The organism is Streptomyces thermocarboxydovorans (assembly GCF_039524635.1).
GTDB lineage: Bacteria > Actinomycetota > Actinomycetes > Streptomycetales > Streptomycetaceae > Streptomyces > Streptomyces thermocarboxydovorans.
The window spans coordinates 48,053-69,112 of sequence record NZ_BAAAGU010000017.1; the positions used below are offsets into that span (position 1 = coordinate 48,053).

At 73.2% G+C, this 21,060-nt stretch carries 26 protein-coding genes; 20 read left to right on the forward strand and 6 right to left on the reverse strand.

From position 1 onward, the window contains the following. The first annotated feature begins 4 nt into the window (after positions 1 to 4). The gene (locus tag ABD198_RS10330) at positions 5 to 826 is read left to right on the forward strand and encodes an ABC transporter permease (RefSeq protein ID WP_343999629.1); all 822 of its coding nucleotides are present in this window, start codon (positions 5 to 7) and stop codon (positions 824 to 826) included. 35 nt (positions 827 to 861) lie between these two features. Next, positions 862 to 1,596 (forward strand): AAA family ATPase, encoded by a 735-nt coding sequence (locus tag ABD198_RS10335; RefSeq protein ID WP_343999630.1) that lies wholly within the window; start codon positions 862 to 864, stop codon positions 1,594 to 1,596. Positions 1,597 to 1,994: 398 nt separating this feature from the next. Here the strand turns inward: ABD198_RS10335 and ybaK are convergent, their stop codons facing one another. The 4 genes from ybaK to ABD198_RS10355 form a co-directional block, all read right to left on the reverse strand. Beyond that, positions 1,995 to 2,495, reverse strand: a complete 501-nt coding sequence (gene ybaK / locus ABD198_RS10340) for a Cys-tRNA(Pro) deacylase (RefSeq protein ID WP_343999632.1) — start codon at positions 2,493 to 2,495, stop codon at positions 1,995 to 1,997. 13 nt (positions 2,496 to 2,508) lie between these two features. Next, positions 2,509 to 3,249 carry an LON peptidase substrate-binding domain-containing protein gene (locus ABD198_RS10345; protein WP_343999633.1) on the reverse strand — a complete coding sequence of 247 codons (741 nt, stop codon included), beginning with the start codon at positions 3,247 to 3,249 and terminating at the stop codon, positions 2,509 to 2,511. A gap of 11 nt (positions 3,250 to 3,260) precedes the next feature. Then, positions 3,261 to 4,292 (reverse strand): hypothetical protein, encoded by a 1,032-nt coding sequence (locus ABD198_RS10350; protein WP_343999635.1) that lies wholly within the window; start codon positions 4,290 to 4,292, stop codon positions 3,261 to 3,263. 131 nt (positions 4,293 to 4,423) lie between these two features. Then, positions 4,424 to 6,001, reverse strand: coding sequence for an oxidoreductase (locus tag ABD198_RS10355; protein ID WP_343999637.1), 1,578 nt, complete (start codon positions 5,999 to 6,001; stop codon positions 4,424 to 4,426). A 192-nt stretch (positions 6,002 to 6,193) separates the two neighbouring features. On the opposite strand from ABD198_RS10355, the gene hisD reads away from it, so the two are divergent. From hisD to hisF, 8 genes are all read left to right on the forward strand, one after another. Further along, positions 6,194 to 7,519 (forward strand): histidinol dehydrogenase, encoded by a 1,326-nt coding sequence (gene hisD / locus ABD198_RS10360; RefSeq protein WP_343999639.1) that lies wholly within the window; start codon positions 6,194 to 6,196, stop codon positions 7,517 to 7,519. After that, positions 7,516 to 8,628, forward strand: a complete 1,113-nt coding sequence (locus tag ABD198_RS10365) for a histidinol-phosphate transaminase (RefSeq protein ID WP_343999641.1) — start codon at positions 7,516 to 7,518, stop codon at positions 8,626 to 8,628. Before hisD ends, ABD198_RS10365 begins: the two co-directional genes overlap by 4 nt. Further along, positions 8,625 to 9,218 (forward strand): imidazoleglycerol-phosphate dehydratase HisB, encoded by a 594-nt coding sequence (gene hisB / locus ABD198_RS10370; RefSeq protein ID WP_167994773.1) that lies wholly within the window; start codon positions 8,625 to 8,627, stop codon positions 9,216 to 9,218. Before ABD198_RS10365 ends, hisB begins: the two co-directional genes overlap by 4 nt. 88 nt (positions 9,219 to 9,306) lie before the next feature. Further along, positions 9,307 to 9,465: a hypothetical protein gene (locus tag ABD198_RS10375; protein WP_167994775.1), complete on the forward strand. Its 159-nt coding sequence runs from the start codon at positions 9,307 to 9,309 to the stop codon at positions 9,463 to 9,465. A gap of 1 nt (position 9,466) precedes the next feature. Then, positions 9,467 to 10,108 carry an imidazole glycerol phosphate synthase subunit HisH gene (gene hisH, locus ABD198_RS10380; RefSeq protein WP_343999644.1) on the forward strand — a complete coding sequence of 214 codons (642 nt, stop codon included), beginning with the start codon at positions 9,467 to 9,469 and terminating at the stop codon, positions 10,106 to 10,108. After that, positions 10,108 to 10,836, forward strand: coding sequence for a bifunctional 1-(5-phosphoribosyl)-5-((5-phosphoribosylamino)methylideneamino)imidazole-4-carboxamide isomerase/phosphoribosylanthranilate isomerase PriA (priA, locus tag ABD198_RS10385; protein WP_343999646.1), 729 nt, complete (start codon positions 10,108 to 10,110; stop codon positions 10,834 to 10,836). Before hisH ends, priA begins: the two co-directional genes overlap by 1 nt. After that, entirely contained in the window at positions 10,833 to 11,249 is a 417-nt protein-coding gene (locus tag ABD198_RS10390) for a Rid family hydrolase (RefSeq protein ID WP_343999648.1), read from the forward strand. The genes priA and ABD198_RS10390 overlap by 4 nt, the downstream gene beginning before the upstream one ends. Beyond that, positions 11,246 to 12,001, forward strand: a complete 756-nt coding sequence (gene hisF, locus ABD198_RS10395; protein WP_343999650.1) for an imidazole glycerol phosphate synthase subunit HisF — start codon at positions 11,246 to 11,248, stop codon at positions 11,999 to 12,001. Before ABD198_RS10390 ends, hisF begins: the two co-directional genes overlap by 4 nt. Before the next feature lie 9 nt (positions 12,002 to 12,010). Here the strand turns inward: hisF and ABD198_RS10400 are convergent, their stop codons facing one another. Both ABD198_RS10400 and ABD198_RS10405 read right to left on the reverse strand, forming a co-directional pair. Next, a complete protein-coding gene (locus ABD198_RS10400) occupies positions 12,011 to 12,409 on the reverse strand; it encodes a VOC family protein (protein WP_343999652.1) in 399 nt (132 codons plus the stop codon). 27 nt (positions 12,410 to 12,436) lie between these two features. Continuing rightward, a complete protein-coding gene (locus ABD198_RS10405; RefSeq protein ID WP_343999654.1) occupies positions 12,437 to 13,072 on the reverse strand; it encodes a TIGR03085 family metal-binding protein in 636 nt (211 codons plus the stop codon). A gap of 83 nt (positions 13,073 to 13,155) precedes the next feature. Between ABD198_RS10405 and hisI the strand changes: the two genes are divergently transcribed. The 10 genes from hisI (at position 13,156) to ABD198_RS10455 (ending at position 20,999) form a co-directional block, all read left to right on the forward strand. After that, positions 13,156 to 13,599: a phosphoribosyl-AMP cyclohydrolase gene (gene hisI, locus ABD198_RS10410; protein ID WP_343999657.1), complete on the forward strand. Its 444-nt coding sequence runs from the start codon at positions 13,156 to 13,158 to the stop codon at positions 13,597 to 13,599. An 11-nt stretch (positions 13,600 to 13,610) separates the two neighbouring features. Continuing rightward, entirely contained in the window at positions 13,611 to 15,134 is a 1,524-nt protein-coding gene (locus ABD198_RS10415) for an anthranilate synthase component I (RefSeq protein ID WP_343999659.1), read from the forward strand. 40 nt (positions 15,135 to 15,174) lie between these two features. Next, complete coding sequence (locus ABD198_RS10420) at positions 15,175 to 15,816, forward strand: TIGR02234 family membrane protein (protein WP_343999661.1); 642 nt, start codon at positions 15,175 to 15,177, stop codon at positions 15,814 to 15,816. 106 nt (positions 15,817 to 15,922) lie between these two features. Next, positions 15,923 to 16,174, forward strand: a complete 252-nt coding sequence (locus tag ABD198_RS10425; protein ID WP_343999663.1) for an HGxxPAAW family protein — start codon at positions 15,923 to 15,925, stop codon at positions 16,172 to 16,174. A gap of 103 nt (positions 16,175 to 16,277) precedes the next feature. Beyond that, positions 16,278 to 16,757 (forward strand): DUF2752 domain-containing protein, encoded by a 480-nt coding sequence (locus tag ABD198_RS10430; RefSeq protein WP_425580448.1) that lies wholly within the window; start codon positions 16,278 to 16,280, stop codon positions 16,755 to 16,757. Between the two features lie 142 nt (positions 16,758 to 16,899). Next, complete coding sequence (gene trpC / locus ABD198_RS10435; protein ID WP_343999667.1) at positions 16,900 to 17,706, forward strand: indole-3-glycerol phosphate synthase TrpC; 807 nt, start codon at positions 16,900 to 16,902, stop codon at positions 17,704 to 17,706. 23 nt (positions 17,707 to 17,729) lie between these two features. After that, the gene (gene trpM / locus ABD198_RS10440; protein WP_343999670.1) at positions 17,730 to 17,903 is read left to right on the forward strand and encodes a tryptophan biosynthesis modulator TrpM; all 174 of its coding nucleotides are present in this window, start codon (positions 17,730 to 17,732) and stop codon (positions 17,901 to 17,903) included. Positions 17,904 to 18,009: 106 nt separating this feature from the next. Then, positions 18,010 to 19,293 carry a tryptophan synthase subunit beta gene (gene trpB / locus ABD198_RS10445; protein ID WP_343999672.1) on the forward strand — a complete coding sequence of 428 codons (1,284 nt, stop codon included), beginning with the start codon at positions 18,010 to 18,012 and terminating at the stop codon, positions 19,291 to 19,293. Further along, the gene (gene trpA, locus ABD198_RS10450; protein WP_343999674.1) at positions 19,290 to 20,120 is read left to right on the forward strand and encodes a tryptophan synthase subunit alpha; all 831 of its coding nucleotides are present in this window, start codon (positions 19,290 to 19,292) and stop codon (positions 20,118 to 20,120) included. Before trpB ends, trpA begins: the two co-directional genes overlap by 4 nt. Before the next feature lie 105 nt (positions 20,121 to 20,225). Next, positions 20,226 to 20,999 (forward strand): DsbA family protein, encoded by a 774-nt coding sequence (locus ABD198_RS10455; protein WP_343999676.1) that lies wholly within the window; start codon positions 20,226 to 20,228, stop codon positions 20,997 to 20,999. Positions 21,000 to 21,060: the final 61 nt, after the last annotated feature.

Genomic DNA, 21,060 nt, shown 5'->3' on the forward strand with positions numbered 1-21,060 from the left:
CGACGTGAGTGTCGTACCCGCCGATGTCCTGCCGGGCGGCGTCCTGGCCGCGGAGGAGACCGCCGGCCGGCCGGCCGAGCTCGGTCCGCGGGCACGGCTGTGGCCCTCGCTGGCGGCCGTGTACCGGGCGCAGCTGTCCCGGGCGCGGGTGGCGCGCATCCCGCTGCTGTTCGTGGCGACCTTCCAGTCGGTCGGGATCATGATCCTGATGCGCGGGGTCGTCGACGGCGGCGGCGAGGCGCGGGCGGTGGTCGCCGGCTCCTCGGTGCTGGTCGTCGCCTTCGTGGCGCTGAACCTGCTGGCGCAGTACTTCGGCCAGCTGCGGGCGAGCGGCGGGCTCGACCACTACGCCACGCTGCCGGTGCCGCCGGCCGCGGTGGTGCTGGGCGCGGCCGGCGCGTACGCCTCGTTCACCGTGCCCGGGACCGTGGTGACGGCCGTGTTCGGCTGCGTGCTGTTCGGGCTGCCGCTGGCGCATCTGTGGGTGCTGGCCGCGGTGATCCCGCTCGCCGGGGCCGCCCTCGCCGGGCTCGGGGCGGCGCTGGGCCTGCTCGCCCCGCGGCCGGAGCTGGCGACCCTGCTCGGGCAGCTGGGCATGTCCGCCGCGCTGCTGCTGGGGGTGCTGCCGGCCGAGCGGATGCCCGAGGCGGTGCGCCTCGCCCGGGACCTGCTGCCCTCGACCTACGGGGTGGACGCCTTCGCCCGCACCCTCGAGGCGCAGCCCGGCTGGGGACTGGTGCTCGGCGACCTCGCCGTGTGCGGGGTGGTCGGGGTGCTCTCGCTGGGCGTCGCCACCTGGGCCTACCGCAGGGCCGCCGTCCGGTGACACACGCCGGGGCGGAGCCTGGCACGATGGGCAGGGTGAGCGCACCTCTGACACCACCACCGCCGCACGAACACTCCTCGCCCGACGGGTGGCGGGGTCAGTCGCCGTCGTCGCCCGCCGCGGGGCAGTTCGCCGCGGCGACGCCCAAGGACGCCGGGCCGGGGAAGCCGGGGCATGCCGCGGACACCGGGCTCGGGTGGTACGGGCAGGACGGGCCCGGGATGAAGACGGAGATGCGGGAAGCCGTGGTGACGGCGGTCGCGGTGGCGCTCAGCGGGGTGCTGCTGGGCCTGCTGTGGTGGTGGCTGGCGCCGCGCGTGGCGTACGTGGGCGACGTGACCGGCGACAGCTGGGTCGTCTACGTCAAGGACACCGAGGGCGAGCAGGCGGTGGGCGCCGACGGCACCTTCACCCTGCTGGCCCTGGGCTTCGGCGCGGTGAGCGCGCTGGTCGTCTTCCTGCTGCGGCGGCGCGGGGGAGTGCCGCTGGTGGCCGGGATGGCGCTCGGCGGGCTGCTGGGCTCGCTGCTGGCCTGGCGGGTCGGCGTGTGGCTGGGACCGGAGCAGGATCTGATCGCCCAGGCCCGGGAGGCGGGCAGGGGCGTCGCCTTCGACGCGCCGCTGAAGCTGGGCGCCAAGGGGGCGCTGCTGGCCTGGTCCATGGCGGCGCTGGTGCTGCACCTCGGCCTGACAGCCCTGTTCGGCCCGCGCGACCCCGAGCACTTCCCGCCGCCCCCGGAGCAGAACAGCACCGTGCGCCTGGAGAAGTAGCACCGGGCGACGCAACGGGAGAAGCGGCGCCGGGCGCCGGAGAACTCCGGGCCCCGCGAAGCAGCACCGGGCCCCGGCCCTCGTACGTCCGGTACGGGGACCGGGGCCCGGTACGTCGCGCCCGTGCATGACGCCGTCCGCAGCGGCTCGCCGGCGGACGGCGGGTACCTCGGATTCCTCGGATTCCTACGCCGGCCGGCGCCCGTGGTTCGCGCGGCCCTTCCTGGTGCGCCACCTGCGTTTGCGCGTCCTCTTCGACATGTCCTTTCTCGATAGCCGAGGAGGAGTGGGACGTCGAGGGGCCCCGCGCGAACGCCGGAAGCACGTCCGAAAACGCACGCCCGCCGGGAGCCGTGCGCGGCGCTCGTCGAGGGGCCCTGCGCGGGCGCCCGGAGAGGCTACGGGCGGGCGATGGGAGCCAGCGTCGCCGAGGTCAGCTCGGCCAGGGTGTCCGGGGCGAGTTCCACCTCCAGGCCCCTGCGGCCCGCCGAGACGCAGATCGTGGTGTGGCCCGTCGCCGACTCGTCCAGGACCGTGGGCAGCTTCTTGCGCTGGCCCAGCGGCGAGATGCCGCCGCGGACATAGCCGGTGGTGCGTTCCGCGAGCGCCGGGTCGGCCATCGTCGCCCGCTTGCCGCCCACCGCCGACGCCAGGGCCTTCAGGTCCAGCTGGCCCGCCACCGGCACGACGGCCACCGTCAGTCTGCCGTCGACCTCGGCGACCAGGGTCTTGAACACCCGGTCGGGGGAGACGCCCATCGCCTCGGCCGCCTCCTCGCCGTAGGAGGGGTGGGACGGGTCGTGCTCGTAGGAGTGGAGCGTGAACTCGGCGCCCGCCGCGGCCAGGGCCACCGTCGCCGGCGTGCCGCCGGACTGCTGCTTCTTGGACTTCTTCGCCATCAGGGCTCAGACCTCAGTTGAGATTCGTCGGGCCGCGCGTCAGGTCCGGCGCCGGCAACGACGGCAGGCTACGGATGATCGCCGTCTCCGCGCGCAGGAGTTTCAGCTCGTCGCGGAGCCGGGACGCGGTGTCCGGTGCCTGCAGCAGCCGCTGCTTCGTCGGCGTGTCCAGCACCATCGCCGCGGCGACCAGATAGGAGACGACGCCCGGCTCGTCCGGCAGTTCCGCGCCGGTCGCCAGCGACCGCTCCCGCGCCCCCGCCAGCCGCTTCTGGTACTGCCGGAACGCCCGCAGCACGCCCTCCGCCAGGGCCCCCGCCTCGTCGCCCGGCTCCTCGGCCACCGGCTCCAGCTCGGCGGTGAGGAACGGCCCGGAGGCGTCCACCGACAGCAGCCTCACCCGGGTCGTCCCGGTCGCCAGGACCTCGAAGGTGCCGTCCGCCCGCTCCCGGATCGTCGCCGTGTCGGCCACACAGCCCACCTTGTGGAAGGCCTTCATCGGATCCGGGCCGAAGCCCGCCGCGGGCCCGCGCTCCCGCAGCGCCGTCGGGTCGGGCATGCCGGGGGCGCTCGGCGCGACCTCGTGCCCGTCACGGATCGCCACGACGGCGAACCGGCGGGGTTCGTCCTCGGGCGTCTTCAGCAGCTCGCGCATCATGGCGCGGTAGCGCTCCTCGAAGACGTTGAGCGGAAGCACGAGCCCCGGGAACAGCACCGAGTTCAGGGGGAAGAGCGGGAGCCGGACGGTGGTCACGACGCAAAAGCCTAATGGTCGCCGGAGCGCACGTGCCGTCGCCGTTCACGGAGTGGATGGCCGCGCCCGCGACCCGTGGCCACGGCCGCCCGCACCTCCCGGCGCACCTGGAGGAACCGGCCGAGCGGATCGTCCGCGTCCCGGTCCCAGGGGAAGCTCGTGGCGTACAGACCGATGAGGCCCAGCTGCTCCAGCGCCTCCGCCCAGCGCTCCAGGCGGACCAGCACATACGTCAGCAGATTGCGCGGCTCGGCCGGCCAGGCGTGGCCCGCCGGGAACCGCGAGGACAGGGCCACGGCCCGGTCGGCCGCCGCCTCCAGCCGCGCCCGCGGCAGCGGGGGACCGCAGCCGTCGGTGAGGTAGCCGAACGCCGCCCGCAGCGGCAGCGCCTGGGTGAGCGAGTCGTCCGGCGCGTCCTGGGCGGCCAGCTCGGCGAAGTCGAAGCACTCGCGGTGCGAGCCGTGCCAGGAGGACGCGAGATAGCTCAGGGCCGCGACATGGCAGCCGTAGTGGTGCGGGGCGCGGCGGACGGCCGCCGCCCACAGCTCCTCGAAGTAGGTGTGGCCGGCGCGGGTGCCCCGGGCGTGGTCCAGGGCGAGCCGCCAGGGCACCGGGTCGCCGTTGTCCGCCTTGGCCGCCGCGGTGATCAGCGGACTCACCTCGCGCAGCAGTTCCGTGCGCGCGGGGGAGTCCCAGGCGCGGTCCACCGCCACCTGGGCGTCGACCAGCAGCGCGTCCCCGTCGTGCGGGGCGGCGGCCCGCCAGGCGGTCAGCCAGTCGGGCCGCGACCGCGCGAAGACCGCCAGGCGCCGTATGTAGCGGTCGCGGCGCTCCCAGGCCCTGGTGCGCCGGGTGGCCGCGAGCAGCTCCGCGGCCGGGACGAAGTCCCCCTGCGCGGCACCGACCAGCGCCGGGCCCAGCGCGTCGTCGGGGGCGTCGAGCAGCACCTCGTCGTCGGCGGGCAGCACGGCGCCGACGGCGGGCGCGGGAGCCGTCCTTCTTCGCACCCGGGGGGAGCGGGTGAACGCGTGCAGCAGAGCCATGGTCCAACCATTGAAAGTCCGCTGGTCACAGGCGCGCCAGAGGCTTCGCCGAAGTCGCGGAAAGTTGTACTGCGGCCGGTCAAGGGCAGGTAAAACAACGTCAGGCGGGCGGGCGGAGCAGGGGGGTGCATCTAGTTGCGCCGCAGCGTGCGGGTCGCGCCCGCCGCCACCGTCGTCGCCAGGATCCAGCCCATCAGGATGAACGCCGCCGCCAGCCACTGCCAGCCGCCGCGCAGCTGCCAGAAACCCACCTGGCCCAGGTCGATGACCGGCAGCAGCAGATCCAGGGCGAACAGCGACGGGTTCCACGCAGGGTGCTCACCCTCCTTGATCGGCGGATGGTCGGCGCGGGCGAAGGTCACCGAGCCGGCCGCCCACAGCACCGCCATCCACACCGCGGCCCGGCCCGGCCGGTACCCGTAGGCGACGGTCCAGTCCTGGGCGTACCCCCACAGCTTGGCCGCGAGCGGCAGGCTCTGGCGGCGCCTGCGCTGCTTGGCGAGCAGCACCTCGCGGGCGTCCTCGTCCGCGCCGCCCGCCCGCAGCACGGCGGCCAGCCGCTCATAGGGCTCCGGGTTGTACTCGGCGCTCGCCGCCCCCACCCACCGGATCCGCTTCTCCAGCGGGAACGGCCCGCGCGGCACCAGGTTCTCGTAGGTGAAGCCGCCCATCTGCAGCCGGCCGGGGCCGGGCCAGCTGTCCACCCGGTCCATCAGGTTCACCACCCGGGCCCCCGACAGCACCACCTGGCCGCGCACCGGACGCTCGCAGAGGAAGCGCAGCTCGGGCGTCTGCCCCCGGCGCATCGACAGCTCCTGCTCGTCGGTGAAGGCGAACCGGGCCCCCTCGAGGTCCACCGCGTCCCCGAAGCGCCCGTCGTCCAGCCGCACCCCGCCCTGGCACTCGAAGCGCTGGATCCGGGTGCCGCGCGCCGGGGTCATCCCGCTCCTGGCGTGGGGGCCGAGGCCCGCCGGGGTCAGATACAGCGACCGCCCGACCGTCAGCTGGGGCGCGTTGAGCGCCTGCCGGGTGTGCGGGTTGAGCAGCCGGGCCCCGCGCAGGTTCAGCGAGACGCCGATCGTGGCGCCGCGCAGGCTCAGCTCCCCGTGCGACTGGAGCATCTCCGCCTGCAGGTCCTGACCGACCGTCAGGCCGTCCCCGGCGAGCGAGCGGCCGCTGCGGTCGCGGTGCACCACCGCCTGGTTGAGCAGCAGATCGGTGCCTATCCGGGCGTCGGTCAGCCGTATGCCGCGCAGGAAGCGGCAGCGCGGCAGATGCAGATCGCCCTCGGTGTGCAGCCGGGCGGCCTCCAGGCGCGGCACCGCGCAGTCCACCAGCCGCACCGTGGTGAAGCGGGCCTCCGGCAGCAGCACCTCCCGCTCGAAGCGGCAGCCGCGCAGCTCCACGTACGGGACCACGGCACCGCCGGCCAGGTCCAGCGTGCCGCTGATCAGCACCCCGGCCAGCTTCAGCGAGGAGACCCGGCCGGCCAGCGCGGGCGGGCCGTCCAGCAGCAGCCAGCACACGACCCGCGCCCGCACCGTGCGCTCCGGCCCCCACGGGTGGCCCCCGTGCGGATCGTCCACGACCGTGTCGCCGCTGCTCAGGTCGTACAGGCTGCCGCTGCGGAACGCCTGCCACATGCCCGCCTCGACGGCGGTCAGGTCCTCCGGCGGCCGCGCGGCGCCCGGTCCCGCCCCTGTGGCCACGACTGCCCCCTCCTCCCCAGCTACTTGCTGGTTCATCGCTTCGTACAGCCGTTGTGCCCGGTCAGGTGACTGCTTGAACACGGAACGTGAGACGGATCGCGCCGATGTGTGCGGAGGGTCACCGCATGACACGCGTATCAGCCATTGGACCGCGCGGACGTCCCCGCGCGCGGGTCTGAGAGAATTGAGCACGTGATCTCCCGAATCGATCTGCGCGGCGACGCCCTCCCCGAGGGCCCCGCCCTGCGTGACCTGCTGCCCCGAGCCGACTTCGACGTCGCGGCCGCCCTGGAGAAGGTGCGTCCCATCTGCGAGGCCGTGCATCATCGTGGCGACGCGGCGCTGATCGACTTCGCCGAGAAGTTCGACGGGGTGCGGCTGGAAAGCGTCCGGGTTCCGGCCCAGGCGCTCACCGACGCCCTCGAGCAGCTGGACCCGGCCGTGCGCGCGGCCCTGGAGGAGTCCATCCGCCGCGCCCGGCTCGTCCACCGCGAGCAGCGCCGCTCCACCCACACCACCCAGGTCGTGCCCGGCGGCACGGTCACCGAGAAGTGGGTGCCCGTCGACCGCGTGGGCCTGTACGCGCCCGGCGGCCGCTCGGTCTACCCCTCGTCCGTGATCATGAACGCGGTCCCGGCACAGGAGGCCGGCGTCCCGTCGATCGCGCTGGCCTCGCCGGCGCAGGCCGAGTTCGGCGGCCTGCCGCACCCGACGATCCTCGCCGCGTGCGCGCTGCTCGGCGTCGACGAGGTGTACGCGGCCGGCGGCGCCACCGCCGTCGCGATGTTCGCGTACGGCACCGAGTCCTGCCCGCCGGCGAACATGGTCACCGGCCCCGGCAACATCTGGGTCGCCGCCGCCAAGCGCTACTTCACCGGGAGGATCGGCATCGACGCCGAGGCCGGCCCCACCGAGATCGCGATCCTCGCGGACTCCACGGCCGACCCGGTGCACGTCGCCGCCGACCTGATCAGCCAGGCCGAGCACGACCCGCTGGCCGCCGCCGTCCTGGTCACCGACTCCGCCGAGCTGGCGGACGCGGTGGAGAAGGAGCTGGAGCCGCAGGTCAAGGCCAGCAAGCACATCGACGACCGGATCGTGCCCGCCCTCAGCGGCAAGCAGTCCGCCATCGTGCTGGTCGACGGCATCGACGAGGGCCTGCGGGTGGTCGACGCCTACGGCGCCGAGCACCTGGAGATCCAGACCGCCGACGCCGCCGCCGTCGCCGACCGGGTGCGCAACGCCGGCGCGATCTTCCTCGGCCCCTGGGCACCCGTCTCGCTCGGCGACTACGCGGCCGGATCCAACCACGTCCTGCCCACCGGCGGCTGCGCCTGCCACTCCTCGGGCCTGTCCGTGCAGTCCTTCCTGCGCGGCATCCACATCGTCGACTACACCGAGGACGCGCTGGCCGAGGTCGCGCACCACGTGGTGACGCTGGCGGAGGCGGAGGACCTCCCGGCGCACGGCGCGGCGATCAAGGCGAGGTTCGGCTGGAAGGTGCCCGAGAGCAAGTGAGCGACGTGAGGATCGACGACCTGCCGGTTCGGGACGAGCTGCGCGGCAAGTCCCCCTACGGGGCGCCCCAGCTCGACGTGCCCGTACGGCTGAACACCAACGAGAACCCCTACCCGCTGCCCGAGCCGCTGGTCGAGCGGATCGCCGAGCGGGTGCGCGAGGCCGCCCGCGGCCTCAACCGCTACCCGGACCGGGACGCGGTGGAGCTGCGCACCCGCCTCGCCGAGTACCTGACCCGCACGTCCGGCTACCGGGTCGGCGTGGAGAACGTCTGGGCGGCCAACGGCTCCAACGAGGTCATCCAGCAGCTGCTGCAGACCTTCGGCGGCCCGGGCCGCACCGCGATCGGCTTCGAGCCGTCGTACTCGATGCACGCCCTGATCGCGCGCGGCACCGGCACCGGCTGGATCTCCGGCCCGCGCGCCGACGACTTCACCATCGACCTGCCCGCCGCCGAGAAGGCGATCGCCGAGAACCAGCCGGACGTCGTCTTCGTCACCACCCCCAACAACCCCACCGGCAACGCGGTGCCGCGCGAGACCGTCCTCGCGCTGTACGAGGCCGCGCAGGCGGCCAAGCCGTCGATGGTGGTGGTGGACGAGGCGTACATCGAGTTCAGCCACGGCGACTCGCTGCTCGACCTGCTCGAGGGCCGGCCGCACCTGGTGATCTCGCGGACCATGTCCAAGGCGTTCGGCGCGGCCGGGCTGCGCCTCGGCTACCTGGCCGCCCACCCGGCGGTGGTGGACGCCGTCCAGCTGGTCCGGCTGCCCTACCACCTCTCGGCGGTGACCCAGGCCACCGCGCTGGCCGCCCTGGAACACACCGACACGCTGCTCGGTTATGTCGAGCAGCTGAAGGCCGAACGGGACCGGCTGGTCGCCGAGCTGCGGGCGATCGGCTACGAGGTGATCGAGTCGGACGCCAACTTCGTGCAGTTCGGCCGGTTCGACGACGCCCACCGGGCCTGGCAGCGGATCCTCGACCGGGGCGTCCTGGTCCGGGACAACGGCGTGCCGGGGTGGCTGCGGGTCACCGCCGGCACCCCGGAGGAGAACGACGCGTTCCTCGACGCGGTACGGGACATCAAGAAGGAGCAGAGCGAATGAGCCGCGTAGGACGCGTGGAGCGCACCACCAAGGAGACCTCGGTGCTGGTCGAGATAGACCTCGACGGCACCGGGCGGACCGAGATCTCCACCGGGGTCGGGTTCTACGACCACATGCTCGACCAGCTCGGCCGGCACGGTCTGTTCGACCTGACCGTGAAGACCGAGGGCGACCTGCACATCGACTCCCACCACACCATCGAGGACACCGCCCTCGCGCTCGGCGCCGCCTTCAAGCAGGCGCTCGGCGACAAGAAGGGGATCTACCGCTTCGGCAACTGCACGGTCCCGCTGGACGAGTCCCTCGCCCAGGTCACCGTCGACCTCTCCGGCCGCCCCTACCTGGTGCACACCGAGCCGGAGAACATGGCGCCGATGATCGGCGAGTACGACGTGACGATGACCCGGCACATCCTGGAGTCCTTCGTCGCCCAGGCCCAGATCGCGCTGCACGTGCACGTGCCCTACGGGCGCAACGCGCACCACATCGTGGAGTGCCAGTTCAAGGCCCTGGCCCGGGCCCTGCGCTACGCCTCCGAGCGCGACCCGCGCGCGGAAGGGATCATTCCGTCCACGAAGGGTGCGCTGTGAGCGACGCACGCGCGGCCGACGGGCCGCAGACGACGACGATGGCGGCACCTCTGCGCCGCGCGGGCGGAGAAGCGAACGGAGTGGCACGGTGAACGGTCTGTCCACCGTCCTGATCGTGGTCGGGCTCTTCCTCGTCGGCGGCATCATCTCCTTCGTCAAGCAGAAGATGCCCACGAGCCTGATCGTGCTGCTCTCCATCGGCGCCGCGATGTGCCTCCTCGCCGGCGTCCTCAGGCTGGAGGTGTGAGGTGAGCACCACCAAGAAGGTCGTGGTCTTCGACTACGGCTTCGGCAATGTGCGCTCCGCCGAGCGCGCCCTCGCCCGCGCGGGTGCGGACGTCGAGATCACCCGCGACTACGACAAGGCCATGAACGCCGACGGCCTGCTGGTGCCGGGCGTCGGCGCCTTCGCCGCCTGCATGCAGGGGCTGAAGGAGGCGCGCGGCGACTGGATCGTGGACCGCCGGCTGTCCGGCGGCCGCCCGGTGATGGGCATCTGCGTCGGCATGCAGATCCTGTTCGCCCGCGGCATCGAGCACGGGGTCGAGACCGAGGGCCTGGACGAGTGGCCCGGCACGGTCGGCCCGCTCGAGGCCGACGTCGTGCCCCACATGGGCTGGAACACCGTGGACATCGCGCCCGGATCCCGGATGTTCGCCGGTCTCGACGACGGCACCCGCTTCTACTTCGTGCACTCCTACGCCGTCCACGACTGGCAACTGGAGGCGCACAACCCGGCGATGCAGGCGCCCAAGGTCACCTGGGCCACGCACGGCAAGCCGTTCGTGGCGGCGGTGGAGAACGGCGCCCTGTGGGCCACCCAGTTCCACCCCGAGAAGTCCGGCGACGCCGGTGCCCAGCTGCTGAACAACTGGATCGGAACCCTCTGATGGCTGCCAAGCTCGAACTCCTCCCCGCCGTCGACGTCCGCGACGGCCAGGCCGTCCGTCTGGTGCACGGCGAGTCCGGCACCGAGACCTCCTACGGCTCGCCGCTCGAGGCCGCCCTCGCCTGGCAGCGCTCGGGCGCCGAGTGGCTGCACCTGGTCGACCTGGACGCCGCGTTCGGCACCGGCGACAACCGGGAGCTGATCGCCGAGGTCACCCGGGCCATGGACATCAAGGTGGAGCTGTCCGGCGGCATCCGCGACGACGACACCCTCGCCGCCGCGCTCGCCACCGGCTGCACCCGGGTCAACCTGGGCACGGCCGCCCTGGAGACCCCCGAGTGGGTCGCCAAGGTCATCGCCGAGCACGGCGACAAGATCGCCGTCGGCCTCGATGTACGCGGCACCACCCTGCGCGGCCGCGGCTGGACCCGCGACGGCGGCGACCTCTACGAGACGCTGGAGCGACTCAACAAGGAGGGCTGCGCCCGATACGTCGTCACCGACATCGCCAAGGACGGCACCCTGCAGGGCCCCAACCTGGAGCTGCTGAAGAACGTCTGCGCCGCCACCGACCGCCCGGTCGTCGCCTCCGGCGGGGTGTCCTCGCTGGACGACCTCAGGGCGATCGCCGAGCTGGTCCCACTCGGTGTCGAGGGCGCCATCGTCGGGAAGGCCCTGTACGCGAAGGCGTTCACCCTGGAAGAGGCTTTGGAGGCTGTGTCGCGATGACCATCGGTGCCGTGCGGCGCGTGCAGAGCGGAAACCCCTGGGAGGAGTCCTTCGGCTTCGCACGCGCCGTCGCGGCGGGCGACCTCGTCCTGGTCGCGGGCACCACCGCGTTCAAGGGCGATGTGCTCTACGGCGAGGGCGACCCGTACGAGCAGGCCAAGGTCGCCTTCACCACCGCGCTCGAGGCCATCGGCGAGTTCGGGCTCGGCGTCGAGTCCGTGGTCCGCACCCGGGTGCACCTCGCCCACGCCCGCGACGTCGACGAGGTCGGCCGGGCCCACAAGGAGCTGTTCGACCGGGTGCGACCGGTCACCACCGTGCTGGTCGTCGAGGGGTTCGTCGACGCCCGCGTCCTGGTCTCGGTGGAACTGGAAGCATTCCGAGGAAAACACCAAGGAGCCGTGACTTCATGACCCTGGCGGTCCGAGTCATCCCCTGCCTGGACGTGGACAACGGCCGGGTCGTCAAGGGCGTCAACTTCAAGAACCTGCGCGACGCGGGCGACCCCGTCGAGATGGCCAAGGTGTACGACGCCGAGGGCGCCGACGAGCTGACGTTCCTGGACATCACCGCCTCGTCCGGAAACCGCGAGACCACCTACGACGTGGTGCGCCGCACCGCCGAGCAGGTCTTCATCCCGCTCACCGTGGGCGGCGGCGTCCGCACCGCCGAGGACGTGGACAAGCTGCTGCGCGCGGGCGCCGACAAGGTCGGCGTCAACACGGCGGCGATCGCCCGCCCCGAGCTGATCCGGGAGATCGCCGAGCGCTTCGGCCGCCAGGTCCTGGTCCTGTCGGTGGACGCCCGCCGCACCCCGAGCGGCGGCTTCGAGGTCACCACCCACGGCGGCCGGCGCGGCACCGGCATCGACGCCGTCGAATGGGCCCACCAGGCCGCCGAACTGGGCGCGGGGGAGATCCTGCTCAACTCCATGGACGCCGACGGCACCAAGGACGGCTACGACCTGGAGATGATCACCGCGGTCCGCAAGCACGTCACCGTCCCGCTGATCGCCTCCGGCGGGGCAGGCAAGCTCGCCGACTTCCCGCCGGCCATCGCCGCGGGCGCCGACGCGGTCCTCGCGGCCTCCGTCTTCCACTTCGGCGACCTGCGGATCGGCGAGGTCAAGGAGGCCCTGCGCGAGGCCGGCCACCCCGTCCGCTGACGCCGGCGCTCAGCCGAGCGGCTGGATCAGCTGGATCAGATTGCCCACCGTGTCGTCCGCGACGGCCGTGAGCACCCCGCCGCGCTCCTGCGGATCCTCCACGAAGTGGACGCCCTCCCCGCGCAGCCGCTCGTACTCCGCGCGGAGGTCGTCCACCGAGAGGACGATCGCGGGCAGCCCCGCCTCGCGCACCGCCCGGCGGTGCGGCTCGGCGATCGGCCCCTGACCGCGTTCCAGCAGCAGCTCCAGATCCGGCTGCGCCCCGTCCCGCGCGCCCACCGTGACCAGCAGCGCGCCGTCGCCCAGGTCCCGGCGCCTGCGGGTCTCGAACCCCAGGACATCGGTGTAGAAGGCGTGCGCCTTCGCCACGTCGTCCACGTAGACGCTGGTCATGGCGAGCTTGATCATGACGGGGCCTTTCGGGTGGTGCGGCGATCAGATCCCGAGCTGCCTGGTCTCCTGCAGCTTGGCGATCGCGTCCTTGTCGCCCTCCAGCTCGACCCTGGCCGCGTTCTGCCGGCCGTAGGCGAACAGCACCAGCTCCGACGGCTCCCCGGTCACCGTGACCACCGGGGTGCCGCGGCGGGCCACCGCCGTCTGGCCGTCCGGGCGGCGCAGCACCAGACCCGTCGGCACACCCCGGCCCATCAGCCGGGCCGTGCGCTCCAGCCGCGACCACAGCGCGTCCTGGAACACCGGGTCCAGCTCCCGCGGGGTCCAGTCGGGCTGGGCGCGGCGGACGTCCTCGGTGTGGACGTAGAACTCCACGATGTTGGACAGCTCGTCGACCTGTTTCAGGGAGAACGGCGAGAAGCGCGGCGGGCCGGTACGGATCAGCTGGATCAGCTCCGCGTAGGGCTTGTCGGCGAACTCCGCCATGACCCGTTCCAGGCGCGGCGCCAGCTGCTTGATCAGGATGCCGCCGGCGGCGTCGGGGCGGCGCTCGCGCACCACCACGTGCGCGGCCAGGTCCCGGGTCGTCCAGCCCTCGCACAGGGTCGGGGCGTCGGGGCCCGCGGTCTCCAGCAGATCGGCCAGGAGAAGTCGTTCACGCTTCGCATGGGTCGACATGCCTGCCAGCCTACGGCCGCCCCACCGGTCCGGACAGTGGACGCCGTCCGGGCGGGACGGCCCGGCGCGGCACAATGGACCGCATGACCAGCACGTCCGCCCGTCGCCCGGGCACCGCCCCTCAGGGAAGCGCTTCGCGCCACAGCGCTCCCCCCAGCGGCCTCGACCCGGAGATCGCCGCGCGGCTCAAGCGCAGCCCCGACGGCCTCCTGCCCGCCATCGCCCAGCAGTACGACACCGGGGAGGTGCTGATGCTCGGCTGGATGGACGACGAGGCGCTGCACCGCACGCTCACCACCGGCCGCTGCACCTACTGGTCGCGCAGCCGCCAGGAGTACTGGGTCAAGGGCGACACCTCCGGGCACGTCCAGCACGTGAAGTCCGTCGCCCTGGACTGCGACGCCGACACGGTGCTGGTCAAGGTCGACCAGGTCGGCGCCGCCTGCCACACCGGCGCCCGCACCTGCTTCGACGCCGACGTGCTGCTGAAGGACGGCGATCACGGCGTCCCCGGCGACGATCAGTAAGGTCAGCCGTCATGGACCTCGAGACGTTCCGCAAGCTCGCCACCGACCGCCGCGTCATCCCGGTCACCCGCAAACTCCTCGCCGACGGCGACACACCGGTGGCGCTCTACCGCAAGCTCGCCGCCGAGCGCCCCGGCACCTTCCTGCTGGAGTCCGCGGATGGGGGTACCTCCCAGGCGTTCAGCACTGGGGGAGGGCGCTCCTGGTCCCGCTACTCCTTCGTCGGCGTACGGTCGGCCGCCACCCTCACCGAGCGCGACGGGCAGGCCCACTGGCTGGGCGCGCCACCCGTCGGCGTCCCCACCGGCGGCGACCCGCTGGCCGCGCTGCGCGCCACCCTCGAAGCCCTGCACACCCCCCGCGACCTCGCCCACGACCTGGGCCTGCCGCCCTTCACCGGCGGCATGGTCGGCTACCTCGGCTACGACATCGTGCGCCGCCTGGAGAAGATCGGCCCCGGCGAGCGCGACGACCTGAAACTGCCCGAGCTGACCATGCTGCTCACCAGCGACCTCGCCGTGATGGACCACTGGGAGGGCGCCGTCTGGCTGATCGCCAACGCGATCAACCACAACGACCTGGAGACGGGGGTCGACGAGGCCTACGCCGACGCCGTGGCCCGGCTCGACGCCATGCAGGCCGACCTCACCCGCGCGGTCGCCCAGCCCCCGGCCGTGCTGCCGCCCTCCGAACTGCCCGAGTACACCGCCCTGTGGGGCGGCCCCGACTTCCAGGCGGCCGTCGAGGACATCAAGGAGCGCATCCGCGCCGGAGAGGCCTTCCAGGTCGTCCCCTCGCAGCGCTTCGAGACCCCCTGCACGGCCACCGCGCTCGACGTCTACCGGGTGCTGCGGGCCACCAACCCGTCCCCGTACATGTACCTGTTCCGGTTCGACGGCTTCGACGTCGTCGGCTCCTCCCCCGAGGCGCTGGTGAAGGTCGAGGACGGGCAGGCCATGGTGCACCCCATCGCCGGCACCCGGCACCGCGGCACCACCCCGCAGGAGGACCAGGCCCTCGCCGAGGAACTGCTCGGCGACCCCAAGGAGCGCGCCGAGCACCTGATGCTCGTCGACCTCGGCCGCAACGACCTCGGACGGGTCTGCGAGCCCGGCTCGGTCGAGGTGGTCGACTTCATGTCCATCGAGCGCTACTCGCACGTCATGCACATCGTCTCGACGGTCACCGGGCGGGTCGCGCCCGACCGCACCGCCTTCGACGTGCTCACCGCCTGCTTCCCGGCCGGCACGCTCTCCGGCGCCCCCAAGCCGCGCGCCATGCAGATCATCGACGAGCTGGAGCCGTCCCGGCGCGGCCTGTACGGCGGCTGTGTCGGCTACCTCGACTTCGCCGGCGACTCCGACACCGCCATCGCCATCCGCACCGCCCTGCTGCGCGACGGCACCGCCTATGTGCAGGCCGGCGCCGGGATCGTCGCCGACTCCGACCCGGCCGCCGAGGACACCGAGTGCCGCAACAAGGCGGCGGCGGTGCTGCGGGCGGTGCACACCGCGAACCGGCTGGGCACGGTGTGAGCGAACCCCCGGTGTCGGACCGCGCGGGGTTCAAGCGATAGTGGAGGACGTGACTGCCGTACCTCACCCCCGTTCCGAAGCCGCCGGACCCGCCCGCGCGGGGCGGATCAGCCTCGCCGCCGCCCTGCTCAGCGGCGCCCTGGGCGCGGCCGTCGCCCTGCTCGCCACCCGGCAGCAGTGGTCCGAGGGCACCGCGACGGTGGCCGGCGGTGCGTTCCCGCTGACCGCCAAGGGCAGCGACGTCACCGGCGTCCCCGCAGCCCTGGCCGTGGTCGGCCTCGCCGCGCTGGTCGCCGTCTTCGCCGTCCGCCGGGCCGGGCGCGTCACCGTCGCCGCGCTGCTCGCCCTGTGCGGGGCGGGCACCGTGGTCGCGGCGCTGCTCGGCGCCTCCGACAGTTCCGCCCTCGACGAGAAGGCCGCACAGGCGTCCGGCGACACCTCCGCCACCGTCGAGGTGCTCAGCCACACGGCCTGGCCCTACGTCGCCGCCGTCGGCGGAGTGCTGCTGCTGCTCGCCGGACTCCTGGCGCTGCGCTACGGCCGCCTGTGGCCCGCCATGTCCGGCCGCTACGAACGCGGCGGCACGCCGCGCCCCCGCCGCCGGGCCGCCCCCGCCGACCCGGACCGCCCCGAGGAGATGTGGAAGGCGCTGGACAGGGGCGAGGATCCCACCGGAGCCTGACCGCGACCCGCGTGGAGTGCACCCCCGAGTACGGCACGCGTGCGCGTGCGGGACAATGAGGCCGAGCGTCCTGCTCAGACACGCACACAGCAACGAGGAGCAAGCAATGGCGGGCAGCAGCCACGGTCACACCCCGGCCGCCTGGACCGGTGTCATCATCGCCTTCATCGGTTTCTGCGTCGCGGGCGCGTTCATGGTGATGGCTCAACCGGTGGGCTTCTGGGCCGGCATGGGCATCGTGCTCCTCGGCGGCGTCGTCGGCGCCATCATGCGCTCGATGGGTCTGGGCCAGCCGAAGCACGCCCACCCCGTGCTCCAGACCACCGGCGACCGCGCAAAGGCAGGCGCCGAGAGCTGACGCACCGGGCGGCACGGGGGAACAACCGGGCGGCACCCCAGCAAGTGTCCGCCCAGGACAGGGGCGGCCGGCACACACACGGTGCCGGGACCGCCCCTGACGCATGCGACGGGCGGCGCGCCCCGGCCGGTGCGGGCACAATGCACGGGTGAACGCCGCCAGCAGCCCGCCCGCCACGCCCCGCCGAGCCAGGGCCGCCCGGCTCGCCGTCCCCGCCGGTGTCCTCGCGGCCGTCGCCGGGGCCTTCGCCTATGTGGCGGCCGTCGACCCCAACGAGCCCGGCCACTACCCGGCCTGCCCGCTGCTGCGGCTCACCGGCCTGTACTGCCCCGGCTGCGGCGGCCTGCGCAGCGCGCACGCCGTCGCCCACGGCGATCTGCCGGCCGCCCTGCAGGCCAACGCCCCCGCCGTCCTCGGCTACGCGGCCTTCGCCGTGCTGTGGACCGTCTGGGTGGTCCGCGTCCTGCAGGACCGGCCCTTCCGGCTCGACCCGCCGCCGCTGCTGATGTGGTCCCTCGGGGCGTTGCTGCTGGTCTTCACGGTCGTCCGCAACCTGCCGTTCGGCGGCTGGCTGCACCCCTGACCGGCGCCCTTCCGTCCAGCTGGCGGGACCCGGGCCGACCGGATGCGGGGTCGGCTGCCCGCTGCGGATACCATCGCAGTGACCATCGGTTTTTGTCCGACGAACCGACCGAAGCCCGACCTTCTGGAAGGGGGCCGCTCGCGTGAGTGTGCTCGACGAGATCATCGACGGAGTCCGTGCCGACCTCGCGGAGCGGCAGGCGCGCGTCAGCCTCGACGAGCTCAAGGAACGTGCGGCGAAGGCCCCGGCGGCCAAGGACGGCGTGGCCGCCCTGCGCGGCGAGGGCGTCAAGGTCATCTGCGAGGTCAAGCGCTCCAGCCCGTCCAAGGGCGCGCTGGCCGCGATCGCCGACCCGGCCGGGCTCGCCGCCGACTACGAGGCGGGCGGCGCCGCCGTCATCTCCGTCCTCACCGAGCAGCGCCGCTTCGGCGGCTCGCTGGCCGACCTGGAGGCGGTGCGCGCACGCGTGGACATCCCCGTGCTGCGCAAGGACTTCATCGTCACCTCCTACCAGCTCTGGGAGGCCCGCGCCTACGGCGCCGACCTCGCCCTGCTGATCGTGGCCGCCCTCGAGCAGCCGGCCCTGGAGTCCCTCATCGAGCGCGCCGAGTCCATCGGCCTCACCCCGCTCGTCGAGGTGCACGACGAGGAGGAGGTCGAGCGCGCCGTGGACGCGGGCGCCAAGGTCGTCGGCGTCAACGCCCGCAACCTGAAGACCCTCGAGGTCGACCGCGGCACCTTCGAGCGGGTGGCCCCCGAGATCCCGGCGCACCTCGTCAAGGTCGCCGAGTCCGGTGTGCGCGGCCCGCACGACCTGATCGCCTACGCCAACGCGGGCGCCGACGCGGTGCTCGTCGGCGAGTCCCTGGTCACCGGCAAGGACCCCAAGACGGCCGTCGCCGACCTGGTGGCCGCGGGCGAGCATCCCGCACTCCGTCACGGCCGCTGAACACCCCCGCTAGGCTTGCCCCGATGTCCCTTCCGATCACCCTGGCGACCAGGGACCCGTACGCCCGCCTCGCGCGCGGCTGCCGGCCCCGTGGCTGCCGCGCGCCCGCCCGCCGGGTGCACGGCCGCCGGGTCCGCTATGTGATCGGCGACGAACCGGGGCAGGTCAACGGCATGCGATGGCAGCGGCCCGTCTGAGGGGCGCGGGGTTCCTCGCGAGTACTTCCTGACTTCGCGGTCGGCTGACCGTCCCCCGCCCCCACGGCGCTTAGTGTTCTGTCACGCACTCACCGTGAGGTTTCGCATGCCCAGCAACTTCTTCATCCCCGACCCGGAAGGCCAGGTCCCCTCGCCCGAGGGCTACTTCGGCGCGTTCGGCGGCAAGTTCATCCCCGAGGCCCTGGTCGCCGCGGTCGACGAGGTCGCCGTCGAGTACGACAAGGCCAAGCAGGACCCGGAGTTCGCCCGGGAGCTCGACGACCTCCTGGTCAACTACACCGGCCGCCCCAGCGCCCTCACCGAGGTCCCCCGGTTCGCCGAGCACGCCGGGGGCGTCCGCGTCTTCCTCAAGCGCGAGGACCTGAACCACACCGGCAGCCACAAGATCAACAACGTGCTCGGCCAGGCCCTGCTCACCAAGCGCATGGGCAAGACCCGGGTCATCGCCGAGACCGGCGCCGGCCAGCACGGCGTCGCCACCGCCACCGCCTGCGCCCTGTTCGGCCTCGACTGCACCATCTACATGGGCGAGATCGACACCAGGCGCCAGGCCCTCAACGTGGCCCGGATGCGCATGCTCGGCGCCGAGGTGGTGGCCGTGAAGTCCGGCAGCCGCACCCTGAAGGACGCCATCAACGAGGCGTTCCGCGACTGGGTCGCCAACGTCGACCACACCCACTACCTCTTCGGCACCGTCGCCGGCCCGCACCCCTTCCCGGCGATGGTCCGCGACTTCCATCGCGTCATCGGCGTCGAGGCCCGCCGCCAGCTGCTGGAGCGCACCGGGCGCCTGCCCGACGCCGCGATCGCCTGCGTCGGCGGCGGCTCCAACGCCATCGGCCTCTTCCACGCCTTCGTGCCCGACACCCAGGTGCGCCTGATCGGCTGCGAGCCCGCGGGCCACGGCATCGAGACCGGCGAGCACGCGGCCACCCTGACCGCCGGCGAGCCCGGCATCCTGCACGGCTCGCGCTCCTACGTCCTCCAGGACGACGAGGGCCAGATCACCGAGCCCTACTCGATCTCGGCCGGCCTGGACTACCCCGGCATCGGCCCCGAGCACGCCTATCTCAAGGACACCGGCCGCGGCGAGTACCGCGCGGTCACCGACGACGCCGCGATGCAGGCCCTGCGGCTGCTGTCGCGCACCGAGGGCATCATCCCGGCCATCGAGAGCGCCCACGCCCTGGCCGGCGCCCTGGAGGTCGGCAAGGAGCTGGGCAAGGACGGGCTGATCGTGGTCAACCTCTCCGGCCGCGGCGACAAGGACATGGACACCGCCGCCCGCTACTTCGGCCTGTACGACACCGACGCGGAGGTCGCCGAGGACGCCTCCGGCACCGCCGAGATCGAGGAGGACGCCAAGTGAGCGGGAACCTGCAGCTGCTGGCCGACACCCTCGCGGCGGCCAAGAGCGAGGGCCGCGCCGCCCTCATCGCCTACCTCCCGGCAGGCTTCCCGACCGTGGACGGCGGCATCGAGGCGGTCAAGGCCGTCCTGGACAGCGGCGCCGACGTGGTCGAGGTGGGCCTGCCGCACAGCGACCCGGTGCTCGACGGGCCGGTCATCCAGACCGCCGACGACATCGCGCTGCGCGGCGGGGTGAAGATCGCCGACGTGATGCGCACGGTGCGCGAGGCGCACACCGCCACCGGCAAGCCGGTCCTGGTCATGACCTACTGGAACCCCATCGACCGCTACGGCGTGGAGCGCTTCACCGCCGAGCTGGCCGAGGCGGGCGGCGCGGGCTGCATCCTGCCCGACCTGCCGGTGCAGGAGTCCGCGCTGTGGCGGGAGCACGCCGAGAAGCACAACCTGGCGACCGTGTTCGTGGTGGCGCCCAGCAGCAAGGACGCCCGGCTCGCCGAGATCACCGCGGCGGGCAGCGGCTTCGTCTACGCGGCCTCCCTGATGGGCGTCACCGGCACCCGTGAGTCGGTCGGCTCGCAGGCCGAGGACCTGGTGCGGCGCACCCGGGCCACCGGCACCGGCCTGCCGGTCTGCGTGGGCCTCGGCGTCTCCAACGCGGCCCAGGCCGCCGAGGTGGCGGGCTTCGCCGACGGGGTGATCGTCGGCTCGGCCTTCGTCAAGCGGATGCTGGACGCCCCCGACGAGGCCGCCGGCCTCGCCGCGGTCCGCGAACTCGCCGCCGACCTGGCCGAGGGCGTGCGCGGACGGGCGCCGCAGGCCGGATAGCCGCAGTCGGCCGCGGGCAACCGCAGCCAGTCGTACGGGTCCCTCGTAAGGGTGGACCTGGGGCCGGGGAGGCGCGGTGCGCCTCCCCGGTTCGTTCTGCGGGGTGTGAGCGAGAAGAACCGTGACGGAAAGCGCACCGCCCGGGAGCGGCTGGCGATCGAGCGTGAGAAGCAGAAGGCCGCCGAGAAGCGGCGCCGCACCCTGATCGTGGGTGCCAGCGTGGTCTGTGTCCTGGGCCTCGCGGCGGTGATCGGCGTGGTCGCCGCCAACGCCGGCAAGGACGACGGCAGTGACTCCGCGGGCCCGGTCGTGGCGCCCTCGGGCGCCCTCGGCGAGGACGCGCTCGCCATCCCGGTCGGCAAGGAGAACGCCAAGTCCACGCTCACGGTGTGGGAGGACTTCCGCTGCCCGGCCTGCAAGTCCTTCGAACTGGCCTACCGCCCCACCCTTCACGAGCTGACCGAGTCCGGTGACCTCCAGATCGAGTACCACCTGGTCACCCTCATCGACGGCAATCTGGGCGGCACCGGCTCCCGCAACGCCGCCAACGCCGCGGCCTGCGCCCAGGACGCGGGCAAGTTCGCCGCGTACCACGACGTGCTCTTCGACAACCAGCCGCCCGAGACGGACGACGCCTTCGCCGACAACGCCAAGCTGATCGAGCTGGCCGGCAAGGTGCGCGGCCTCGACACGCCCGCCTTCCGCTCCTGTGTGGAGGACGGCAAGCACGACAGCTGGGTCGTGAAGTCCAACGACGCCTTCCAGAAGGGCGGCTTCTCGGGCACCCCGACCGTGCTGTTCGACGGCAAGAACATCTACGAGGACCGCTCGATGACCCCGGAGAAGCTGAAGAAGATGGTGCAGGAGGCGAACCGGTAGATGCGCGAGGGCGGCACCGGCCCTGTTATGGAGCCGTAGCCGGGCTGCCTGCCGTGTGCCG

Bases quoted from the DNA above. Each gene is read 5' to 3' on its own strand.
- ybaK (WP_343999632.1), bottom strand. From the start codon at position 2,495: ATGGCGAAGAAGTCCAAGAAGCAGCAGTCCGGCGGCACGCCGGCGACG.
- ABD198_RS10350 (WP_343999635.1), bottom strand. From the start codon at position 4,292: ATGGCTCTGCTGCACGCGTTCACCCGCTCCCCCCGGGTGCGAAGAAGG.
- hisB (WP_167994773.1), top strand. From the start codon at position 8,625: ATGAGCCGCGTAGGACGCGTGGAGCGCACCACCAAGGAGACCTCGGTG.
- priA (WP_343999646.1), top strand. From the start codon at position 10,108: ATGGCTGCCAAGCTCGAACTCCTCCCCGCCGTCGACGTCCGCGACGGC.
- ABD198_RS10390 (WP_343999648.1), top strand. From the start codon at position 10,833: ATGACCATCGGTGCCGTGCGGCGCGTGCAGAGCGGAAACCCCTGGGAG.
- hisF (WP_343999650.1), top strand. From the start codon at position 11,246: ATGACCCTGGCGGTCCGAGTCATCCCCTGCCTGGACGTGGACAACGGC.
- ABD198_RS10400 (WP_343999652.1), bottom strand. From the start codon at position 12,409: ATGATCAAGCTCGCCATGACCAGCGTCTACGTGGACGACGTGGCGAAG.
- ABD198_RS10405 (WP_343999654.1), bottom strand. From the start codon at position 13,072: ATGTCGACCCATGCGAAGCGTGAACGACTTCTCCTGGCCGATCTGCTG.
- hisI (WP_343999657.1), top strand. From the start codon at position 13,156: ATGACCAGCACGTCCGCCCGTCGCCCGGGCACCGCCCCTCAGGGAAGC.
- ABD198_RS10415 (WP_343999659.1), top strand. From the start codon at position 13,611: ATGGACCTCGAGACGTTCCGCAAGCTCGCCACCGACCGCCGCGTCATC.
- ABD198_RS10425 (WP_343999663.1), top strand. From the start codon at position 15,923: ATGGCGGGCAGCAGCCACGGTCACACCCCGGCCGCCTGGACCGGTGTC.
- ABD198_RS10430 (WP_425580448.1), top strand. From the start codon at position 16,278: ATGCGACGGGCGGCGCGCCCCGGCCGGTGCGGGCACAATGCACGGGTG.
- trpM (WP_343999670.1), top strand. From the start codon at position 17,730: ATGTCCCTTCCGATCACCCTGGCGACCAGGGACCCGTACGCCCGCCTC.
- trpB (WP_343999672.1), top strand. From the start codon at position 18,010: ATGCCCAGCAACTTCTTCATCCCCGACCCGGAAGGCCAGGTCCCCTCG.